Source organism: Bradyrhizobium ingae, from assembly GCF_055791185.1.
The window spans coordinates 41,002-61,508 of sequence record NZ_JBVUBB010000037.1 but is presented as its reverse complement, the minus strand read 5'-3'; the positions used below and the strand labels follow the sequence as shown (position 1 = coordinate 61,508).

19 protein-coding genes and 1 tRNA gene are annotated in these 20,507 nt (G+C 64.7%); 16 read left to right on the top strand and 4 right to left on the bottom strand.

Going from position 1 to position 20,507, the window contains the following annotated elements; translation table 11 throughout:
* Nucleotides 1-615 precede the first annotated feature (615 nt).
* Nucleotides 616-2,250, top strand: coding sequence for a recombinase family protein (locus tag ACV1FX_RS34440; protein ID WP_473121990.1), 1,635 nt, complete (start codon nucleotides 616-618; stop codon nucleotides 2,248-2,250).
* Here the strand turns inward: ACV1FX_RS34440 and ACV1FX_RS34435 are convergent.
* A tRNA-Ser gene (locus tag ACV1FX_RS34435) sits at nucleotides 2,218-2,307 on the bottom strand. The two genes, ACV1FX_RS34440 and ACV1FX_RS34435, sit on opposite strands and share 33 nt — an antisense overlap.
* Nucleotides 2,308-2,915: 608 nt before the next feature.
* Nucleotides 2,916-4,046: an ROK family protein gene (locus ACV1FX_RS34430; RefSeq protein WP_473121989.1), complete on the bottom strand. Its 1,131-nt coding sequence runs from the start codon at nucleotides 4,044-4,046 to the stop codon at nucleotides 2,916-2,918.
* Between the two features lie 325 nt (nucleotides 4,047-4,371).
* On the opposite strand from ACV1FX_RS34430, the gene rplU reads away from it, so the two are divergent.
* From rplU to ACV1FX_RS34415, 3 genes are all read left to right on the top strand, one after another.
* A complete protein-coding gene (gene rplU, locus ACV1FX_RS34425) occupies nucleotides 4,372-4,746 on the top strand; it encodes a 50S ribosomal protein L21 (RefSeq protein ID WP_473121988.1) in 375 nt (124 codons plus the stop codon).
* 103 nt (nucleotides 4,747-4,849) lie between these two features.
* Nucleotides 4,850-5,119 (top strand): 50S ribosomal protein L27, encoded by a 270-nt coding sequence (gene rpmA, locus ACV1FX_RS34420; protein WP_018643862.1) that lies wholly within the window; start codon nucleotides 4,850-4,852, stop codon nucleotides 5,117-5,119.
* Nucleotides 5,120-5,259: 140 nt separating this feature from the next.
* On the top strand, nucleotides 5,260-5,853 hold the full coding sequence (locus tag ACV1FX_RS34415) for a GNAT family N-acetyltransferase (RefSeq protein WP_473121987.1): 594 nt from the start codon (nucleotides 5,260-5,262) through the stop codon (nucleotides 5,851-5,853).
* 80 nt (nucleotides 5,854-5,933) lie between these two features.
* Here the strand turns inward: ACV1FX_RS34415 and ACV1FX_RS34410 are convergent, their stop codons facing one another.
* Nucleotides 5,934-6,848: a DMT family transporter gene (locus ACV1FX_RS34410; RefSeq protein ID WP_473121986.1), complete on the bottom strand. Its 915-nt coding sequence runs from the start codon at nucleotides 6,846-6,848 to the stop codon at nucleotides 5,934-5,936.
* A gap of 14 nt (nucleotides 6,849-6,862) precedes the next feature.
* On the opposite strand from ACV1FX_RS34410, the gene ACV1FX_RS34405 reads away from it, so the two are divergent.
* The 3 genes from ACV1FX_RS34405 to ACV1FX_RS34395 all read left to right on the top strand — a co-directional run bounded on the left by ACV1FX_RS34405 (nucleotide 6,863) and on the right by ACV1FX_RS34395 (nucleotide 10,028).
* Nucleotides 6,863-7,045 carry a hypothetical protein gene (locus tag ACV1FX_RS34405; protein WP_473121985.1) on the top strand — a complete coding sequence of 61 codons (183 nt, stop codon included), beginning with the start codon at nucleotides 6,863-6,865 and terminating at the stop codon, nucleotides 7,043-7,045.
* A 157-nt stretch (nucleotides 7,046-7,202) separates the two neighbouring features.
* Complete coding sequence (gene obgE / locus ACV1FX_RS34400) at nucleotides 7,203-8,243, top strand: GTPase ObgE (RefSeq protein WP_473121984.1); 1,041 nt, start codon at nucleotides 7,203-7,205, stop codon at nucleotides 8,241-8,243.
* A gap of 153 nt (nucleotides 8,244-8,396) precedes the next feature.
* Nucleotides 8,397-10,028 (top strand): alkaline phosphatase family protein, encoded by a 1,632-nt coding sequence (locus ACV1FX_RS34395; protein ID WP_473121983.1) that lies wholly within the window; start codon nucleotides 8,397-8,399, stop codon nucleotides 10,026-10,028.
* Nucleotides 10,029-10,113: 85 nt separating this feature from the next.
* Here ACV1FX_RS34395 and ACV1FX_RS34390 read toward each other — a convergent pair whose 3' ends face one another.
* Nucleotides 10,114-11,082 carry a Bug family tripartite tricarboxylate transporter substrate binding protein gene (locus ACV1FX_RS34390; protein ID WP_473121982.1) on the bottom strand — a complete coding sequence of 323 codons (969 nt, stop codon included), beginning with the start codon at nucleotides 11,080-11,082 and terminating at the stop codon, nucleotides 10,114-10,116.
* A gap of 189 nt (nucleotides 11,083-11,271) precedes the next feature.
* On the opposite strand from ACV1FX_RS34390, the gene proB reads away from it, so the two are divergent.
* The 9 genes from proB (at nucleotide 11,272) to ACV1FX_RS34345 (ending at nucleotide 20,385) form a co-directional block, all read left to right on the top strand.
* On the top strand, nucleotides 11,272-12,393 hold the full coding sequence (gene proB, locus ACV1FX_RS34385; RefSeq protein WP_473121981.1) for a glutamate 5-kinase: 1,122 nt from the start codon (nucleotides 11,272-11,274) through the stop codon (nucleotides 12,391-12,393).
* A gap of 225 nt (nucleotides 12,394-12,618) precedes the next feature.
* Nucleotides 12,619-13,926, top strand: coding sequence for a glutamate-5-semialdehyde dehydrogenase (locus ACV1FX_RS34380; protein ID WP_473121980.1), 1,308 nt, complete (start codon nucleotides 12,619-12,621; stop codon nucleotides 13,924-13,926).
* Nucleotides 13,927-13,942: 16 nt separating this feature from the next.
* Nucleotides 13,943-14,593: a nicotinate-nucleotide adenylyltransferase gene (locus tag ACV1FX_RS34375; RefSeq protein ID WP_473121979.1), complete on the top strand. Its 651-nt coding sequence runs from the start codon at nucleotides 13,943-13,945 to the stop codon at nucleotides 14,591-14,593.
* A gap of 195 nt (nucleotides 14,594-14,788) precedes the next feature.
* On the top strand, nucleotides 14,789-15,145 hold the full coding sequence (rsfS, locus tag ACV1FX_RS34370; protein ID WP_027523570.1) for a ribosome silencing factor: 357 nt from the start codon (nucleotides 14,789-14,791) through the stop codon (nucleotides 15,143-15,145).
* A 96-nt stretch (nucleotides 15,146-15,241) separates the two neighbouring features.
* Nucleotides 15,242-15,724 (top strand): 23S rRNA (pseudouridine(1915)-N(3))-methyltransferase RlmH, encoded by a 483-nt coding sequence (rlmH, locus tag ACV1FX_RS34365; protein WP_473121978.1) that lies wholly within the window; start codon nucleotides 15,242-15,244, stop codon nucleotides 15,722-15,724.
* A gap of 32 nt (nucleotides 15,725-15,756) precedes the next feature.
* Complete coding sequence (locus ACV1FX_RS34360; RefSeq protein ID WP_473122011.1) at nucleotides 15,757-17,076, top strand: murein hydrolase activator EnvC family protein; 1,320 nt, start codon at nucleotides 15,757-15,759, stop codon at nucleotides 17,074-17,076.
* Entirely contained in the window at nucleotides 17,073-18,428 is a 1,356-nt protein-coding gene (locus ACV1FX_RS34355; protein ID WP_473121977.1) for a S41 family peptidase, read from the top strand. Before ACV1FX_RS34360 ends, ACV1FX_RS34355 begins: the two co-directional genes overlap by 4 nt.
* 169 nt (nucleotides 18,429-18,597) lie before the next feature.
* Nucleotides 18,598-19,806 (top strand): divergent polysaccharide deacetylase family protein, encoded by a 1,209-nt coding sequence (locus ACV1FX_RS34350; RefSeq protein ID WP_473121976.1) that lies wholly within the window; start codon nucleotides 18,598-18,600, stop codon nucleotides 19,804-19,806.
* A 72-nt stretch (nucleotides 19,807-19,878) separates the two neighbouring features.
* A complete protein-coding gene (locus tag ACV1FX_RS34345) occupies nucleotides 19,879-20,385 on the top strand; it encodes an RNA pyrophosphohydrolase (RefSeq protein ID WP_473121975.1) in 507 nt (168 codons plus the stop codon).
* The last annotated feature ends 122 nt before the right edge of the window (nucleotides 20,386-20,507 follow it).

The following is a 20,507-nucleotide window of genomic DNA, read 5'->3' as shown; positions in this document are numbered from 1 at the left end:
TTAGAAGCGCCCTTGCCATACGTTTTGCTCAAGACTTCAAGGATATCAACGATCCGAGCGCCATCCGCTCAACTTTGCTCCAATACCGAGCAAGACCGCTTGCCGCGAAGAGGCCGGACCAGCGCCGGTCCGTCAAGGCTGGCGCGTTCCGCGCCACCGCTTCGCGGCTACGGCCTTGACCGACCGTCGCTGCCCCGGCAAAGGCTCGCCAAGCGGTCATGGCTCAAGATGAGCGAAACCGCTCCCTCTCGACCGGAGCAAACGAAATCGCACCCGGCAGGTTTTTGCCGCCGGCAACGCGCAGCGTGCAATCAACCGATTCCGTAAGCCGGCGAGTTACCGAATGCTGGCGGGATGTCTCACTCTCGCCACCGACGGCCCCGACGCGTCAGGTTCGGGATTCCACCCGACGACCTTTGGGATTACGCTACCCCGCCGGAACGTCGCGCGGGCCGGCCACCCAGGCACGACCTGTCAAACTGGACGGTCACCGACGATTGGCCCGAGCACATTCCGGTCACGGACGCCGAGGTGGACGTGTTCGAGGCATGGTTCGGCGATTTGTTCGATGAACTGTTCGGGCCGTGCCGGTGACCGCAAGAGGGAGCATCCGTCATGACCGTGCCGCTGCGCGCCGCCCTGTACCTGCGCGTCTCGACCGCGCGACAAGCCGAGCACGATGTCTCGATCCCGGATCAGAGGCGGCAGGGCGAGAGTTACTGCACCTCGCGCGGCTACCGGCTGGTCGAGACCTATGTCGAGCCTGGCGCATCCGCCACCAACGACCGCCGGCCCGAATTCCAGCGCATGATCGAGGCCGGCATCAGCAAGCCCGCGCCGTTCGACGTGGTGGTGGTTCATTCATTCAGCCGCTTCTTTCGCGACCACTTCGAGCTTGAGTTCTATGTCCGCAAGCTGGCCCGGAACGGCATCAAGCTCGTCTCCATCACCCAGGAGATGGGCGACGATCCCATGCACGTCATGATGCGCCAGATCATGGCGCTGTTCGACGAATATCAATCCAAGGAGAACGCCAAGCACGTGCTGCGGGCCTTGAAGGAGAACGCGCGGCAAGGCTTCTGGAATGGCTCGCTGCCGCCGATCGGTTACCGCGTGGTCGCGGCCGAGCAACGCGGGGCCAAGGTCAAGAAGAAGCTTGAGATCGATCCGCTCCACGCCGAGACGGTGCGGCTGATCTACCGGCTCGCCCTGGAGGGGGACGGCACCAGCGGCCCCATGGGGGTCAAGAACATCGCCAGCCATCTCAACGCCCGGCGCATCTTCACGCGTGACGGCGGACGCTGGGGTATCGGACAGGTTCACCGCATCCTGACCCGGCCGACCTATGTCGGCCGCCACGAGTTCAACAAGCGCAGCAAGAGCAAGGAGCTGAAGCCGGTCGGCGAGATCGTCCCCGTCGCGGTCCCACCCCTGATCGACCAGACCACGTTCGACGCAGTGCAGGCACATCTGCGGGCGCGCAATCCGAAGGTCACGCCGGCTCGAATCGTCAGCGGGCCAACCCTACTGACCGGCATCTGCTTCTGCGCCAAATGCGCGGGCGCGATGACGCTCCGGACCGGCAAGGGTAACCAATATCGCTACTACACTTGCTCGACCAAGGCCCGGCAGGGAGAGACTGGATGCGCCGGACAAAGCGTACGGATGGAGAAGCTGGACACCCTCGTTGCCGGGCATATCGAGCAGCGTCTGCTGGCTCCCGAGCGGCTGGAGGAGGTTCTCGCCTCAGTCCTGGACCGCCGCCAGGAACGCACGGAGCGGCGGCGCGAGCATATCGCCGAACTGAACAAGCGCGCCGCAGAGGCTGACCTCCGCCTCAAGCGGCTCTATGACGCCATTGAGACAGGCGTCGCCGATTTGGGTGACCCGGGCCTGAAGGAGCGTATCGCCGGGCTGAAGGCGATCCGGGACCAGGCCCAGGCTGACGCCATCCGGGCTCAGGCCATATTGGATAGCGCGGCCCAGCAACCCGTCACCACAACGGTACTACGCAAATTCGCCGCCACGGCCCGCAAGCGGATGCGGATCGAAGGCGGGGGATATCGCCGGGATCATCTCCGCGCCCTGGCCCAGCGGGTTGAAGTGGACGACCGCGAGGTCCGCATTATGGGGTCAAAGAGCGATTTGCTCAGAACGCTCGCCGCGATTTCATGCGCAAAATCGGCTGCTGGCGGCGTTCGCAGTTCTGTTCTGGACTGGCGGAGAGGGAGGGATTCGAACCCCCGATAGGCTTGCACCTATGCCGCATTTCGAGTGCGGTGCATTCAACCACTCTGCCACCTCTCCTGAAGGCGCCAAATCGGGGTAGCCCCGTGCGGTCGGGGCGTGTTCTAGGCGAGGATGGCGGGCCAGACAAGGCGGGCGGGACGAAAATCCCGTGCCTCGTTGATCGTGCGCGCGGCAATGACCCGGCTGAAACCGGCCTGAGTGCCGGTTTCGCACCGATTTGCACGGTCCTGCACCGGCGCCGGGTTCTGGCGCCTAGCCGCCAAACGGCGCGACGAGCACCGCCACGGCCGTCAGCACGACCGGCAGCGTTCCCAGGACAATGACCGCGATTCGAAACACCAGATCGTTCCCCATGCGGTAATCCTAGACCGTAGAGAACGGGTGCAAAGTGCAATTTGTGCCAAAACTTCCCGACCCTGCCCGGGCGCAACCGAGACACCCGGAAAAGAATCACATCGGGGCGGGCCGGTGCCGCGGCGGCCCCACGGGTGGGACCGCCAGACGCGGTAAACACTGGCGGTCCCGTTGCCGCTCATTGCAATGCAGGCCGGGAAGGGCGGCTTCGCCGGCCGGCGTGAGGCGACGGATGGACCGTAACGACCGCGCGGCGTGCTGCAACGCAATCCATGTCTTAACCTAACCAGTCAAGGTTACCCCTGGTCGCTCTACTTGCCTTCCTTGTTGTTTTCTTTGGCCTTCTTCTTTCCGTCCGTAGAGTCACGGTCCTTGCCGTTGCCCTCCTTGCGGCGGTTGGTGAAGCGTGCATTGCCGAGCCCGGTGCCGATGGTGAGCACGCCCCAGCGCTCGACGTCCTGCATGAACGGCACCTCCGAAAGGCCCTGCACGACGCCGTCATTGTGCATCAGGATCGCAGTGTCGTGCTCGCCGATGACAGGGATGCCTTCGACCAGGCTCGCCGGCAGGTTGAACTTGCTGCTCTCCCAATTGCCGGGGAGGTTTTGCGCACCTTTCTCGATCGAGCCATCCCCGTTGATGACCCCGGGACAGGCAATGCCGATGAAGGGGGCGAGCTTCAGGCCTTCGGTACCGGCCTCGGCGATCAGCTCCTTCAGCATCTTGGTGAGCCGCTTCACCGCGCCCTCACGCGTCGGCTCGTCGTCGGCATGACGCCACAGATCGGACTTCCAGACGCAGGCCTTGGAGAGGTCCTTTGCCTTCTTCCAGCGGGTCTCGACCACGCCGCAGCGGATATTGGTGCCGCCAATATCGACCGCGAGGATGCTGTCATGGGCCTCGAAAATCCAGGACGGCGCCAGATGCAGTGCGCCGATCAGCGCCGCCTCGTCAGGGTGGAAACGGATCGGCAGCATGTCGCCCTTGAACCCCTCCGCCTTCAGGATGATGTCGGCGCGGGCGATCGCGAGCTCGCCCAGGCGGCTGTCGCGAAAACCGCCGCCGACCACGATTCGCTCGGTCTTGGCCCAGGCCTTGGTCTTCAGGAAGCGGCGGGTGACATAGGCGAGCTCCTGCGCGAAATCCTCGATCGCGCTGTGCACCACGGCGGAAGCCTCGGTGTCGTCGCCGACCAGCATGTCATCCAGCGTCTTCTTGCTGATCCGCTCCGACGGCTCGTCGCCAAAGGGGTCCTCGCCCGTCTTGCGCAGCGGCTTGCGCCAGACGTCGAGGATCTTGCGGAACGCGCCCTTGCTGGCGCGGTCGCCGAGAAAGCCGTCCTCGTCCTTCAGCTCGGCGTTAAAACTGTCGACATCCACCGACGGCAGGCGCGCAGCGCCGTGCTGCGCGATCCCCGTCGTCAAAACCAGCTCGTCTGCCATGGAGCCCTTGCCCGCTTTGAAATTCGAAGATGACAACGGCGGCGGAACCCAATGGTTGCAGGTGCGGCCAACTATCCGAAGGGACCAAGAACCGGCCAAATCCTTCAAGTTCTGGGCTTTTTCAGCCCGGTTTTCCTTGACTCAGGGCTCTCGGCCGCTATAAGTCCCCCAGCCGGCGCGGGGCGTTTCTCGCGCCGCTTGTTTTTGCGTGGATTTTGAGGGTCATACCCCACCCGCGCGGAACGCTTAAACCCATAGCGACTGACAAAAAGCCGGCCCGGACGGAAGTCCGAAAGGCCGGGATTGAACACGAAGGAAGAAAACGATGTTCGCAGTCATCAAAACCGGCGGCCGGCAGTACCGGGTCGTTGCGGATGATGTCCTGGAAATTGGCAAGATCGCCGGCGAAGTCGGCACGATCGTGCAGTTGAATGAAGTTTTGGTGGTCGGCGGTGACACGCCGGTCCTGGGTGCACCGAACGTTGCCGGTGCGTCCGTGGCGGCCGAGGTGCTCCAGCACAAGCGCGGGCCGAAGGTCATCGCGTTCAAGAAGCGCCGCCGCAAGAATTCGCGCCGCAAGCGCGGCTATCGCGACGAGATCACCGTGCTTCGCGTCACCGAGATCCTGACCGACAACGCCAAGCCCACCAAGGGGCCGCGTCCGAAGAAGGAGAAGGTGGCGAAAGAGGCCGCCGAGTAGCGAAACGTTGATCACGCCAATTCACGAATTGATGCGTGAGAAAATGTGAAATGATTCCGTCAAGGAATTGATCTAGAGATACGCAGGATTTCGGAGACGAGCCATGGCTCACAAAAAAGCAGGCGGTTCATCGCGCAACGGACGCGATTCGAAGGGCAAGCGCCTCGGCATCAAGGCGTTCGGCGGGGAGATCGTCACTCCCGGCAACATCATTGCGCGTCAGCGCGGCACCACCTGGCATCCCGGCCTTAATGTCGGCATGGGCACTGACCACACTCTGTTCGCCAAGGTTGAAGGCCGCGTTGCGTTCCAGGCTAAAGCCAACGGCCGCACATTCGTATCGGTGCTTCCGATCGCAGAGGCGGCTGAATAATACGGTGGATCAAATTGGAGTCCGCCGGGTCCTGACCAAACCGGCGGAGTCCTTGAGATCAAAAGATCGAAGGCTCCAGGGGAGGCGGGAAACCGGCCTCCCCTTTTCGTTTTGACTTAAAGTCGTTGACGGAGCCGGACATGTTGCAGGACTTTTCAAGCACGACCTTGGCTGGGCTGAGGCCGAACGTCGTCGCGACCGAGCGGCTGACATTGCGGCGGCCCACACTCGCCGACGTCAAGGCGATCGCGCATCTCGCCAACGACCGCCGCGTCGCGGAGAACACGCGCCGTTTGCCGCATCCCTATTCCTACGACGACGCCGTGGCATTCGTCCGCGCCACCGCAGAGCTCGGCAACGAGACCGTGTTCCTGATCGAGCATGACAATGCACCCGTCGGCATGATCGGGATCGACTGTTCGACACCCGGCAATGCCGAGCTCGGCTATTGGCTCGGCGTCGAGCATTGGGGACAAGGCTTTGCCACCGAGGCCGCACGCGGGGCGATCGATTTCTTCTTCGAGGAATTTCCGGAGGATCATCTTTACGCCGGCGCGCGCGTCACCAATCCGGCCTCGCGCAACGTGCTAGAGAAGTGCGGCTTCCAGTGGAGTGGCGTCCAGCTACACCGCTTCTACGCGCTGGGATCCTCGACCCCCGTCGACTGCTTCCGCCTGTCGCGCGGCGTGTGGTCGTCGCTGAAGAGCTGGAGCAGCGCGCGGCGGGCGAGGTAAGGGGCGCGCGGCGCCACATTCTCCGCTGTCGTCCCGGACAAGCGCAAGCGCAGATCCGGGACGACGATTCGCATATGCAGTCACACCGGTGGATTCACCTGATCGTCCTGCCGTCCCAGATCCCGTTCGCGCAAATATATGTAGAAACCGGCGCCGATGATGATGGCGGCGCCGATGATGGTGGCGATCGATGGGACATCGCCGAACACCACGAAGCCGAAGATCACAGCCCAGACGATCATCGAATATTGATAGGGCACCACCACGCTCGCGGGCGCGAGCTTGAGCGAGCGGTTGACACACAGGAGCGCGGCGACCGAGGTGCAGCCGGCGAGCGCAAACACCACGAGGCTGCCGGCGCTCGGCGGCACCCAGTGAAACAGGGACAGGGCGAGCCCGAGCAGGAACGTGCCGCCGAACTGCGAGGACGCCATCACGATGTCGGGCGTCGCGCGCAACGAGCGCGTGACCAGCATCAGCGTCGCAAACGACAGGCTGCCGCCGAGCGCGATCAGCGCCGGCAGGCTCACCGTCTGCGCCGATGGGCGGAGCGCGATCAGGACTCCGCAGAAGCCGACCAGGATCGCGGTCCAGCGCCGCCAGCCGACATGCTCGCCCAGGAAGATCGCCGACAGTGCGGTGACGAAGATCGGACCTGCCAGATAGTAGGTGATGACGTCGGCGAGCGGCAGGTAGACCGTCGCGAGGAAGAAGGCAGCGACCTCCAGCGTCGAGAGCACCACGCGAAAGAGCTGCAGCCACGGCCGTTCCAGACGGGTGAATTCGTGACGCCGCCGCCAGATCGACGGCGCCAGCACGAGCAACGCCGCGCAGGCGCGCAGAAACAGCAGCTGCCCCACCGAATAGGTCGCGACGATGAACTTGCCCATCGCGTCGCCGAACGAGAACAGGAAGATCGACAGCACCATCAACGCGATGCCGGCCAGCCGCGCCGAGCGTTCGTCATAGGCGGAGAGTTTCTTGAAGAGCGGCATTGAAGAGTTTGCTTTTGGAACTCGTCATCGCGAGCGCAGCGAAGCAATCCAGAATCCTTCCGCGGATGCACTCTGGATTGCTTCGTCGCTACGCTCCTCGCAATGACGGAAGACGGGGCGGCGGCGCGATCGATACGACCGACAAAGGCCGTTTTAACGGCATGGAGAACCCAGACAAGCCCGTCATGACGAATTGAACGGATTGTCGCAACGCGCTGGCCGCAAAATTCGTGATCCGGCGGGGCGCAGGCTTGATGTCAACGGGTTAAGCAAGGGGCCGAAAATCGCCGATTTTAGCCTCCTCCCGGACAAGTTCGGGTTGCCGCGACCGTTCCCCTGCCCTACCTATGGCCCATGAAATTCCTCGACGAAGCAAAGGTCTATATCCGCTCGGGTGACGGCGGGAACGGCTGCGTGGCGTTCCGCCGCGAGAAGTTCATCGAATTCGGCGGTCCGTCCGGCGGCAATGGCGGCCGCGGCGGCAACGTGATCATCGAGGTCGCCGACGGCCTCAACACGCTGATCGACTACCGCTACCAGCAGCACTTCAAGGCCCAGAAGGGCGAGAACGGCATGGGCTCGGACCGTCACGGCGCCAACGGCAAGAACATCGTGCTGAAGGTGCCGGTCGGTACGCAGATCTTTGATGAAGATCGCGAGACGCTGATCCACGACTTCACCAATGTCGGCGAAAAATTCGTGCTCGCCGAAGGCGGCAATGGCGGGTTCGGCAACGCGCACTTCAAATCGTCGACCAACCGTGCGCCGCGCAACGCCAATCCCGGCCAGGTGGGCGAAGAGCGCTGGATCTGGCTGCGCCTGAAGCTGATCGCGGATGCCGGTCTTGTCGGCATGCCCAACGCCGGCAAATCGACCTTCCTTTCCAAGGTCAGCGCGGCGCGGCCGAAGATCGCCGACTATCCCTTCACCACGCTGCATCCTCAGCTTGGCGTCGTGAGCGCCGACGGCCGCGAATTCGTGCTCGCGGACATTCCCGGTCTGATCGAAGGCGCGCATGAAGGGACGGGTCTCGGTGATCGCTTCCTCGGCCATGTCGAGCGCTGCCGCGTGCTGCTGCATCTGATCGACGCAACCTGCGAACACGCCGGCAAGGCCTACAAGACCGTACGCAAGGAGCTCGACGCCTATGGCGGGCTCTTGACCGACAAGATCGAGATCGTCGCACTCAACAAGATCGACGCGGTCGAGCCGGACGAGCTGAAGAAGCAGAAGGACCGGCTGAAGCGCGCCGCCAAGAAGACGCCGCTGCTGCTCTCCGGCGTCACCGGCGACGGCGTCAAGGAAGCACTGCGTGCGCTGGCTGAGGTGATCGGCGAGAGCCCGGTGTCCAGCAAGGCCAAGAGCGCGGCCGAAGCGGAGCCGTGGTCGGCTTGATTCGGTCGGCCTGAACTCTCTCCAATGTCGTCCCCGCGAAAACGCGGGGACGACGGCGGAATGCATGGCCGCGGGCACGCACATCGCTGGCAGGTTGCCATCGCAGCACCAATAGCGCAGCATCAAGCAATCAAGAAAAAGCAGGGGCGAGGCATGTCGCGCGCGAAGAACGTTCTCTGGATCATGTGCGACCAGCTTCGCTACGACTATCTCGGCTGCACCGGTCATCCCTCGCTGAAGACGCCGAATATCGACGCCATGGCCAGGCGCGGCGTGCTGTTCTCCAAGGCCTATGTACAATCGCCGATCTGCGGGCCGTCGCGGATGTCGTTCTACACCGGACGCTACATGCGCTCGCACGGCTCGCACTGGAACGGCTGGCCGCTGCGCGTCGGTGAGCCCACGCTCGGCGATCACCTGGGCAAGATCGGCGTGCGTAATGTGCTGGTCGGCAAGACTCACATGGCGCCCGATCTCGAAGGCATGAAAGCGCTCGGCATCCCCTTGGAATCGGTCATCGGCGTTCACGTCGCCGAATGCGGTTTTGAACCGTATGAGCGCGACGACGGCCTGCATCCGACGGGACGTCCGCGCCCGAAATACGACGAGTATCTGCGTCAGCACGGTTTTGAGGCCACGAATCCGTGGGAGCATTGGGCCAATTCGGGCTCCGCAGAAGACGGCTCGTTGCAGAATGGCTGGCTGCTGGTGCATGCCGACAAGACCGCGCGCGTACCGGACGAGCACTCCGAGACGCCCTACATGACGCGCCGTGCGATGGACTTCATCAGCGAGGCCGAGACGGATGGCCGGCCGTGGTGCCTGCATCTGTCCTACATCAAGCCGCACTGGCCCTATATCGCGCCCGAGCCTTACGCGAGCATGTATTCGACGGATGACATGCTTCCAGTGACCCGCTCCGAGCGCGAGCGGCAAAATCCGCACCCGGTGTTCGGCGCCTACATGGACATGCGTTACTCCCGCAACATGGCGCGCGACGAGGCCCGCGAGAAGGTGATCCCGACCTATATGGGCCTGATCACGCAGATCGACGACCAGATGGGCGTGCTGATGAAGTTTTTGGAGGCGCGCGGCCTGCTGGAGACGACCATGATCGTGTTCACGTCGGATCACGGCGACTATCTCGGCGATCACTGGATGGGAGAGAAGGACCTGTTCCACGAGCAGTCGGCGAAGATCCCGCTCATCATCATCGATCCCTCGAAGGAAGCCGACGCCACGCGCGGCACGACATGCGATGCGCTCGTCGAGGGCATCGATCTCGCGCCGACCTTCGTCGATTATTTCGGCGGCAAGTTGCCCAGCCACATCCTCGAGGGCCGCTCGCTATTGCCGCTGCTGCGCGGCGAGAAGCCAAAATGGCGCAAGGTCGCATTCTCCGAATACGACTACGCCATGCAGGACGTGCGGCTGAAGCTGAACCAGCCGATCGAGCGCTGCCGCCTGTTCATGGTGTTCGACGGTCGCTGGAAATATATTCACGCCTCCGGCTTCCGCCCGATGCTGTACGACCTGGAAACAGACCCGGACGAGTTTGTCGATCGCGGCGACGACCCCGATTGCGCCGGCATCATCGCAAGGCTTCAATCGGAACTTTTCGACTGGGCGCTGCATCCGAGCGGTCACATCACCACGCCCGCTGAGAAGATCGCGGCCTATGCCGACAACCAGCTCCAGGTGAAGGGCGGATTTCTCATCGGCATCTGGGACGAAGCCGAGCTCGCCGCGATCAAGGATGGCATAGCGCAGCGCGCGAAGCTGTGAGACCCTCATGGTGAGAGGGCGCGCAGCGGCTCTTTCATATCGTCAAGCCCAGGCTTGACGACTGAGTGCCTGGCGCGGCCAGAAACTAATTGTCGATCTTGTACCCCGTCGCCTTCACGATCGGCTGCCAGAACGCGGTGTTCGCGGCGAGCTCCTGAGTGAGCCCCTCCGCCGTGCTGCCGACCGGAATGAGTCCGATCGCGGTGAGCTTCTCCTTCACCTCGGGCTTGGCGAGCGTCGCGACCGCCGCCGCGCTGAGCTTCGCCGCAAAGTCTGGCGGACTGCCGGCCGGCAGCCACATGCCGTACCAGGCATCCGCGACGAGATCGATGCCGTTCTCCTTCAGCGTGGGCACTTCGGGAATGAACGGCGAGCGCTCCGCGCTGCTGACCGCGATGATCTTGACGCCCTTGGCGCGATGCTGCGGGAGCGCGTCGGCGAGCGTGGTGATGCCGAAGGGCAGATGGCCGCCGACGAGATCGTTGATCATCAGCGCGCTGCCGCGATAGGGCACCCGCGTCAGGGGGATGCCGAGATCCTTCTCCAGCTTCGACCCGGCAAAATGCGGAATGGTCCCGTTGGAGGGCACTCCGAAGGTGGTCATGTCGGGATGCGACCTCAGCCAGGCGACGAACTGCCCGAAGTCCTTGGCGTCGACGGCCATGCTGGTCACGACGGCAAGCTCGAAGCGTGCGAGCAGCGACACCGGGACGAAATCCTTCGCCGTATCGAAACTCGGCGTCGTCTCCACCATCGGCAGCAGATACATCGTGGGACCCGTCGTCACCAGGATCATGCTTCCGTCGGGGCTTGCATTCTTCACCGCCTTGATCCCGATCAGGCCATCGCCTCCGGTACGATTCTCCACGATCATCGTGCGGTCGAGCATCGATGCCGCATGCTGGGCCACGAGGCGGCAGAGAGTATCGCCGCTCCCACCGGCCGCGAATGGAAAGATGATCTTGGTCAGAGGGCCGGATTCGGCGCATGCCGCACCCGCCTGCGCCAACCAGGGCAGCGAAAGGCCCCCAGCGATAAAGGTGCGGCGATCCATGAACAGTTTCCTCCGATGGGCCCGCGGCATTAGACAGGTGCGGCGGTCACAGACAAGGCCGTTAACGCTGTTTACCGGCAGCCCCGCCTTGCGCCGGCCATCGTCCTGCTGCAAAAGCAGGCCTCACCGGCGCCGCTGTTTCGCTCCGCCGTCTCTCGAGTGCAGAGCAGATCGTTCTAAAGCGCGCCCATGGCCAGCCCCGAACTCAGTCAATTCCGCCGCATCGTCGTCAAGGTGGGCTCAGCCCTGCTGGTCGATTCCGACGCCGGCGAAGTGCGCGCGTCATGGCTCGCGGCGCTCGCGGCCGACCTCGCAAAGCTGCATCGCGAGGGGCGCGATGTGCTGATTGTCTCCTCAGGCTCGATCGCGCTCGGTCGCAGCCGCCTCAAGCTGCCGCGCGGCCCGCTGAAGCTGGAAGAAAGCCAGGCTGCAGCCGCCGTCGGCCAGATCGCGCTGGCGCGGATCTGGTCGGAGGTGCTGGGGGCCCACGACATCGGCGCCGGGCAGATCCTGGTGACGCTGCAGGACACCGAGGAGCGCCGCCGCTATCTCAATGCGCGCTCCACCATCGGCAAGCTGCTGGAATGGCGCGCGATCCCCGTCATCAACGAGAACGACACGGTCGCCACGACCGAAATCCGCTACGGCGACAATGACCGCCTCGCCGCGCGCGTTGCCACCATGGCGAGCGCCGACCTGCTCGTGCTGCTGTCCGATATCGACGGCCTCTACGACGCGCCGCCGAAGAACAACCCGAACGCAAAGTTGATTCCGGTGGTCGACAGCATCTCCTCGGAGATCGAGGCGGTGGCAGGCGATGCCGAGTCCGAATTGTCGCGCGGCGGCATGCGCACCAAGGTCGAAGCCGCGAAAATCGCGACCACTGGCGGCACGCATATGCTGATTGCGTCGGGCAAGATCGAGCATCCCTTGCAGGCGATCGCCGACGGCGGCCGCTGCACCTGGTTCCTGACACCCGCCAATCCCGTGACCTCGCGAAAGCGCTGGATCGCGGGCTCGCTTGAGCCGAAGGGCACGCTGACCATCGATGCCGGCGCGGTCGCCGCGCTGCGTGCCGGCGCCAGCCTGTTGCCGGCCGGCGTGATCAAGGTCGAAGGCCAGTTCGCCCGCGGCGATGCCGTGATCGTGCGTGGCCCGGACATGCGCGAGATCGGCCGCGGCCTGATCGCCTATGATGCCGACGACGCCGAGCAGATCAAGGGCCGCTCCTCGCCCGACGTGATGGCCATCCTCGGCATCAGCGGGAGATCGGAGATGATCCACCGCGACGATCTGGTGGTGGGCGGGTAGCGCCAAAGGCAGACGAGCCGTCATGGCCGGGCTTGTCCCAGGCATCCACGTTCTTGCGGGCCGACAAAGACGTGGATGGCCGGGTCAAGCCCGGCCATGACGCCAAGGCTGGGCCATTGGCCCAGCCGACGCTGGTCGTCGGGTTACCTGCCATACCCCGCCCGCCCCTTCGCAAATGCGGGATTTCCGTGCTAGGACACCGCCTTAGCAGAAGGTTGAACTCCCATGGCCGCCCCCCTCAAAGCCCTCGACGGCACTGCCGATCGCACTGCCGATCTCCTGGCGCTGATGACCGATCTCGCCGCCCGTGCTCGCGCTGCGGCGCGTGTGCTGGCGCTGGCGCCGGCGGAGCAGAAGAACCGGGCACTGGAGGCCATGGAGCGGGCGATCCGCAAGAACGCGGCGGCCATTCTCGCGGCCAATGCCGAGGACGTCGCCGAGGCGCGCGCCGGCGGCGACGCGACGGGCGCCTTCATCGACCGCCTGACGCTCACGCCCGCGCGTGTCGAGGCGATGGCCGAGGGCATCGCCATCGTGCGCGGCGTCGCAGATCCTGTCGGCGTCGTCACCGAGAGCTGGCAACGGCCGAATGGCATGACCATCGAGCGCGTGCGCGTGCCGCTCGGCGTCATCGGCGTGATCTTCGAGAGCCGGCCCAACGTCGCGGCCGATGCCGGCGTGCTGTGCCTGAAATCCGGCAACGCCGTGATCCTGCGCGGCGGCTCCGACAGTTTCCGCTCCTGCCGCGCGATTCACGAATGTCTGATGCAGGGCCTGCGCGAGACGGGACTGCCCGAGGCCGCGATCACGCTGGTGCCGACGCGCGACCGCGCGGCGGTCGGCATGATGCTGTCGGGCCTGAACGGTGCCGTCGACGTGATCGTGCCGCGCGGGGGAAAGAGCCTCGTCGCGCGCGTCGAGGCCGAGGCGCGCGTGCCCGTGTTCGCGCATCTCGAAGGCGTCAACCACGTCTATGTCGACGCGAGCGCCGATCTCGAGATGGCAAAGTCGATCGTGCTCAATGCCAAGATGCGCCGCACCGGCGTCTGCGGTGCGGCCGAGACGCTGCTGGTCGATCGCGCCGGCGCTGCAAGGAGCCTGAAGCCGCTGGTCGAGTTGCTGATCGACGCCGGCTGCGAGGTGCGCGGCGACGACGCCGTGCAGGCGACCGACGCCCGCGTCAAGGCTGCGAGCGAGGACGACTGGGACACCGAATATCTCGACGCGATCATCGCGGCGAAAGTTGTCGATGGCGTCGACGGCGCGATCGCGCACATCCAGAATCACGGCTCGCATCACACCGATGCGATCGTGAGCAAGGATGAAGCCGCCGCGAAAAAATTCCTGAGCGAAGTGGATTCCGCGATCGTGCTGCACAACGCCTCGACGCAATTCGCCGATGGCGGCGAGTTCGGCTTCGGCGCCGAGATCGGCATAGCCACCGGTCGATTCCACGCGCGCGGGCCGGTTGGCGCCGAGCAGCTCACGAGCTTCAAGTACCGCGTCCACGGCACCGGACAGACGCGGCCGTGACCTCGCAGGGCGGGCATTGAGCAACAATTTCGTCGTGCCGCGCTTCGTGGCGCAAGCATTGCCGTCTTACACCGATGGCATGCGCATCGGGCTGCTCGGCGGCTCCTTCAATCCGCCGCATCACGCGCATCGCGCGATCAGCCGCTTCGCGCTCACGCGCCTCAGGCTCGATCGCGTGTGGTGGCTGGTCACGCCGGGCAATCCGCTGAAGGAGAACGGCGCGCTGCACGCGCTCGGCGAGCGCATGAAGGCCGCGCGCGATCTCGCTGCTGATCCGCGCATCGAGGTGAGCTGTCTCGAATCCGTCATCCGCACGCGCTACACTATCGACACGATCAACTTCTTGCGCCGCCGCGCGAGCGGCCTGCGCTTTGTCTGGATCATGGGCGCCGACAACCTCGCGCAATTCCATCGCTGGCAGGACTGGCAGCGCATCGCGGCCCAGGTGCCGATGGCGGTCATCGACCGTCCGCCGCAAAGTTTTCGCGCCCTCGCTTCGCCGGCCGCCCAGGCCCTCGCCCGTTACCGTTTGCCCGAGAACGAGGCGGCGCGGCTTGCGGACCGCCAGGCGCCGGCATGGGTCTTCCTCACCGGGCTGAAGCTCAGCCTGTCGTCCACCACCTTGCGGAACCCGGACGGGAGCTGGAAGGCGGCCGATGAGGCGTGAGGCGGATCGTGCGGGAAACAGGCTCTGGCATATTGAAACCCTTAACCCCACATGATGTAGTGTAACCAGTGAGTGCCGGATTCGGCGTTCGCGATACAGTGAAAGGAATGGTCCCTGGCCACGTCTGTATTGTCCAAGTCTGTTTTACCCAAGGTTGCTAAGCCTACGCGTAAAACATCGACCAAAGCTGCGGCCTTGAAGGCGCAACCCGACGCCGACAAGACGCTGAGCCTGATCCTCTCCCGCCTCGAGGATATGAAGGCGGAAGAGACGGTCACCATCGACCTTCGCGGCAAATCGGCGTACTCCGACTACATGATCGTCACCACGGGCCGGGCCAACCGGCACGTTGGCGCGATCGCGGAAAACGTCACGAAGAGCCTCAAGGAAACCGGCATCAAGAACATCCATGTCGAGGGCTTGCCCAATTGCGACTGGGTGCTGATCGATTCCGGCGACGTGATCGTGCACGTGTTCAGACCCGAGGTCCGTGAGTTCTACAATCTCGAGAGATTGTACACGCAGGGCCCTGGGGCGGCGAAGGCGATCTAGAGACTGAAGAGGCCGATTTCGAATCGGCCGACGCGCATGCTAGCGTCGTGCGCGCGCCTTATGCGCGTGGGTTGAAAACGCGGCTCTTACGACGTCATGCGTGTTGCAATCATTGCGGTAGGCCGGCTGAAGCAGGGCCCCGAACGGGAGCTGGCCGAACGCTATTTCGAGCGGTTCGACGAGGTCGGCCGCAAGCTCGGTTTCCGCGAGCTGACCATTCATGAAATTCCGGAAAGCCGCGCGCGGGACAGCGCGACGCGCATGGCCGAAGAGGCCGCGGCAATCAGTTCGCATGTTCCCGACAAGTCGGTGATCGTGGCGCTCGACGAGCGCGGGCAAAATCTCGACTCGACCGTATTCGCACGGAATCTCGGCCGCTGGCGCGACGAGGGGGGCGCACATACAATATTCGTCATCGGCGGGGCGGACGGACTTTCGCCCGAATTGCGCCGTAAGGCCAAGCTCGTGATCGCGTTCGGCGCGGCGACCTGGCCGCACCAGATGGTACGCGTCATGCTTCTGGAACAGCTTTATCGGGCCGCAACCATCCTGGCCGGCCATCCTTATCATCGCGCGTGATTCGCGCCACAACGAGCACCTTTTCCGACGCGATGCGGGCTCAGCTTTTCAACCTGTTGCTGATCGCAGGCCTTGCCGGCAGCCAGCTTGCGCCGGCCGCAGCGCAGACCGCGCCGCCGGCGGCGCAGACTGCCGAAGTCTCGGCCGACGCGATCAAGCAGCGCGAGCAGGAGCTCGAGGCTGCACGGCAGCGGCAGAAGAACGCCGAGGAGGCGCAGGCGAAGCTGAAGGCCGAGATCGCCTCGCTCGGCCAGGACCGCACCCAGCTCAACCAGCAACTGATCGACACCGCCGCCAATGTGCGCAACGTCGAGACCAAGATCGGCGAAGCCGAATCGCGGCTGACCACGCTGAACGGGCGCGAGCAGGAGATGCGGAATTCGCTCAATTCGCGGCGCGCCGACATCGTGGAGGTCCTGGCCGCGCTGCAACGTGCCGGCCGGCGGACGCCGCCCGCGCTGTTGGTGCGGCCCGAGGACGCGCTGCAATCGCTGCGCACGGCGATGCTGCTGGGGGCAGTGGTTCCGGAACTGCGTGGCCGCGCCGAGAAGATCGCAAGCGAGCTCGGCGAGCTCGTAGCCCTGCGCAAGAACATCGCAACCGAGCGCGACCAGCTCGCCGCCGACCGCGACAAGGTCCGCAACGATCAGACGCGGCTTGCAGCCCTCGTCGACGAACGGCAGCGCCAGCAGGCCTCGCGGGAAAAGGACCTCGACGCCGAGAACGCGCGCGCCATTGCGCTCTCCAGGCAGGTGGGCGACCTCCAGGGCCTGATCGCGAAGATGGAGCAGGATCTGCAGAGCGCCGCCAAGGCGGCCGAAGCGGCCAAGCAGGCCGAAGCGAAAGCGGCCGCCAACGCCAAGCCGGGGCCGGCCGCTTTCAAGGACCGTTCCCGGACCAGCCCGGCAATCGCTTTCGCCTCGGCCAAGGGCCTGCTGCCTTTGCCCGTCAACGGTACCAAGATCAGGGATTTTGGCGGTTCCGACGGCGTCGGCGGCGTCCAAAAGGGCATTTCTTTGGCAAGCAGGCCCGGCTCCCAGGTCACGACACCGTGTGACGGCTGGGTGGTTTATTCCGGCCCCTTCCGCAGCTATGGACAACTCTTGATCCTTAACGCGGGGGGCGGGTATCATGTCCTGATCGCCGGGATGGAGCGCATTTCGGTAAACATCGGACAGTTCGTGCTCACGGGTGAACCGGTCGCGACCATGGGGTCGACATCCCAAGTCGCCTCCATTCTCGCCACCAATGCGAGTCAACCTGTGCTCTATGTCGAGTTCCGCAAAGACGGCACTCCAATCGATCCAGGCCCATGGTGGGCCGCAAATGAAGGCGAGAAGGTTCGCGGATGATGCGCAAGACTTCAGTTATCCTCCTCAGCGCGGCCACCGGCGCGGCGCTGACGCTGTTCGTGACCCAGCCGCGCGCGGTGTTCATGGGCTCGAGCGCGCGCGCCGCGACCGCGGACACGTATCGCCAGCTCAATCTGTTCGGCGATGTGTTCGAGCGCGTGCGCTCCGACTATGTCGAGAAGCCCGACGACACCAAGCTGATCGAATCGGCGATCAGCGGCATGCTCTCCGGCCTCGATCCGCACTCCAGCTACATGGACGCCAAGAGCTTCCGTGACATGCAGGTGCAGACCCGCGGCGAGTTCGGCGGCCTCGGCATCGAGGTCACCATGGAGGACGGCCTGATCAAGGTGGTCTCGCCGATCGACGACACTCCGGCCTCGCGCGCCGGCGTCATGGCCAACGACATCATCACCAATCTCGACGACGAGGCGGTGCAGGGCCTGACCCTGAACCAGGCGGTCGAGAAAATGCGCGGCCCCGTCAACACCAAGATCAAGCTCAAGATCATCCGCAAGGGCGTCGACAATCCGATCGACGTCACGCTGGTGCGCGACAACATCCGCGTCCGCTCGGTGCGCGCACGCGTCGAGGCCGACGACATCGCCTACATCCGCATCACCACCTTCAACGAGCAGACCACCGAAGGCCTGAAGAAGGAGATCGCCAATCTCTCGACCCAGATCGGCGACAAGCTGAAGGGCTACATCATCGATCTGCGCAACAATCCCGGCGGCCTTCTTGAAGAAGCGGTCACCGTGTCCGACTCGCTCCTCGAGCGCGGCGAGATCGTGTCGACCCGCGGCCGCAACGCCGAGGAGACGCAACGCCGCTCCGCCCATCCGGGCGACCTGACCAAGGGCAAGCCGGTGATCGTGCTGGTCAACGGCGGCTCGGCCTCGGCTTCGGAAATCGTCGCCGGCGCATTGCAGGACCACAAGCGCGCGACCATTGTCGGCACGCGCTCGTTCGGCAAGGGCTCGGTGCAGACCATCATTCCGCTCGGCAGCGGCAACGGCGCGCTGCGGCTGACCACGGCGCGCTACTACACGCCGTCGGGCAAGTCGATCCAGGCCAAGGGCATCGTGCCCGACATCGAAGTGCTGCAGGACGTGCCGGATGAGCTGAAGTCCCGCACCGACACCAAGGGCGAGGCCTCGCTGCGCGGCCACCTCAAGAACGACGGCGACGAGAAGACCGGCTCGCAGTCCTACGTTCCGCCTGATGCCAAGGACGACAAGGCGCTCAAGATGGCCGATGACCTCTTGCACGGCATCAAGAACAGCGCCTCCGCGGCGCCCGCGCCGGGTACCGACAAGGCAGCGGCGGACAAGCCCAAGGCAGCGAACTAAGCCAGCGAACTAAGCCGGCGAACTGACGCCACGCGGCAACCTAGACGTTTCGAAAGGGCGGCTCCCGGAGCCGCCCTTTTTGCTGACAAGCCCGCTCCCGGTAGACCCCCGGCCTGCCGCCGCTTGACCGCGTCGTGGTATCGTCGGCTCGAGTGATTCGGGATCGCGCATGACTGAAACGGCCGATGATCTGAGCGCCCCGCTCGGACGGGACAAGCCGCGCCGCAAACGCCGGCTGCGGCTCCCGTTCACGGGACTGCAGGTCCTCGCCGTGCTGCTTCTGCTTTTCCTCGCGACCTTCGCCGGCTTTGCCATCTTCCACAAGGATCCGCTCGGCGGCGAGCCGATCACGCGCGTCGCCATTCGCGAGAAGGCCGCCGAGGACAAGCCGGCAGCCGCTGCGCCGGAAAGTTCGGGGCACGAGACCAAAGCCGCGCCGAAGCAGGCTGCGCCCGGCGACCAGAAGACCGTCACCATCATCGACGGCTCCAGCGGCGCACGTCATGACGTCGTGATCGGCAGCGGCGGCGAAGGCGCCGACAAGGGTGACCCCGCTTCCGCCGCGCCAGCCATCATGTCCGGCGTCGATCAGCGACTGCTCGAGAAGTCGCGCTACGGCATGATCCCGATCGCAGCCGCCGATCTGAAGCCGTTCACGGTCTATGCGGCGGAAGCCGACCGCGCCAAGGCAGCCAAGATGCCCGTTGTCGCGATCGTCATCGGCGGGCTCGGCGTCGGAGCCGCCAAGACCGCTGACGCCATCATGAAACTGCCGGGCGCGGTGACGCTGGCCTTCACGCCTTATGGATCGGATCCTGGAAAACTCGCCGAGCGCGCCCGCGCCCAGCGCCACGAGATCTTCCTCCAGATCCCGATGGAACCCTACGATTTCCCCGACAATGATCCGGGCCCGCAGACCCTGCTGACTTCGCTGAGCGCTGAGCAGAACATGGACAGGCTGTACTGGCATTTGAGCCGGATGCAGGGCTATGCCGGGCTCGCCAATTTCATGGGCGCGCGCTTCATCGCCACCGACGCGGCAATGCAGCCGATCGTGCGCGAGGCGGCCAAGCGCGGGCTCGGCTTCTTCGACGACGGCTCCTCGCCGCGCAGCGTCGCGCCCCAGGCTGCCGCGGGCCAGGCCATGCCGTTCGGCAAGGGCGACATCGCAATCGACGCCGTGCCGACCGGCGCCGAGATCGACCGCGCCCTGAACAAGCTCGAATCCATCGCCCGCGAGCGCGGCGTCGCCATCGGCACCGCTTCCGCCCTCCCCGTCTCGATCGAGCGGTTGGGCGCCTGGATCAAGACGCTTCCCGACCGCGGTGTCCTGCTGGTGCCATTGACAACCGCGATGTTGAAATCAAAATCCAGCTGAATCGACGAATTGGCGCGGCAGGTCCTCCGGGGCCGAAAGGGTCGGCCACGAGTGGCGAGAGGGTTTGGCGGAATGACGCGTTACGAGGATCTGCCCTACCGGACCTGCGTCGGGGTGATGCTGCTCAACAAGGGCGGACTGGTCTTCATCGGGCGCCGCGCCGGCGGCATCGAGCATGTCGACGAGACCCATGTCTGGCAGATGCCGCAGGGCGGCGTCGATCCCGGCGAGGATACCTGGGAAGCCGCCACGCGCGAGCTTTACGAAGAGACCAGCGTGCGCTCGGTGGAGCGGCTCGGCGAGGTCGCCGACTGGCTCACCTACGACATCCCGCGCACGGTCGCTGGTCGCGCCTGGAAGGGCCGTTATCGCGGCCAGCGCCAGAAATGGTACGCCATGCGCTTCACCGGCAAGGACAGCGAGATCAACGTCGCCAACCCCGGCGGCGGCGGTCACAAGGCGGAATTCGTCACCTGGCGCTGGGAGCCGATGAAGAATCTTTCCTCGCTGATCATTCCCTTCAAGCGGCCGGTCTATGATCGCGTGGTGCAGGAATTTGCCGCGCTGGCGGAAGAGTAGATTGATCCGCAGCCGCCACATTCTCGCCCGTCATCCCGGGGATCCATAACCCCAGGCGGTAATTGCTGCGACAGATATCAAGCACGACCTTTCAACTGACACCGGCCTGTGGTTATGGATTC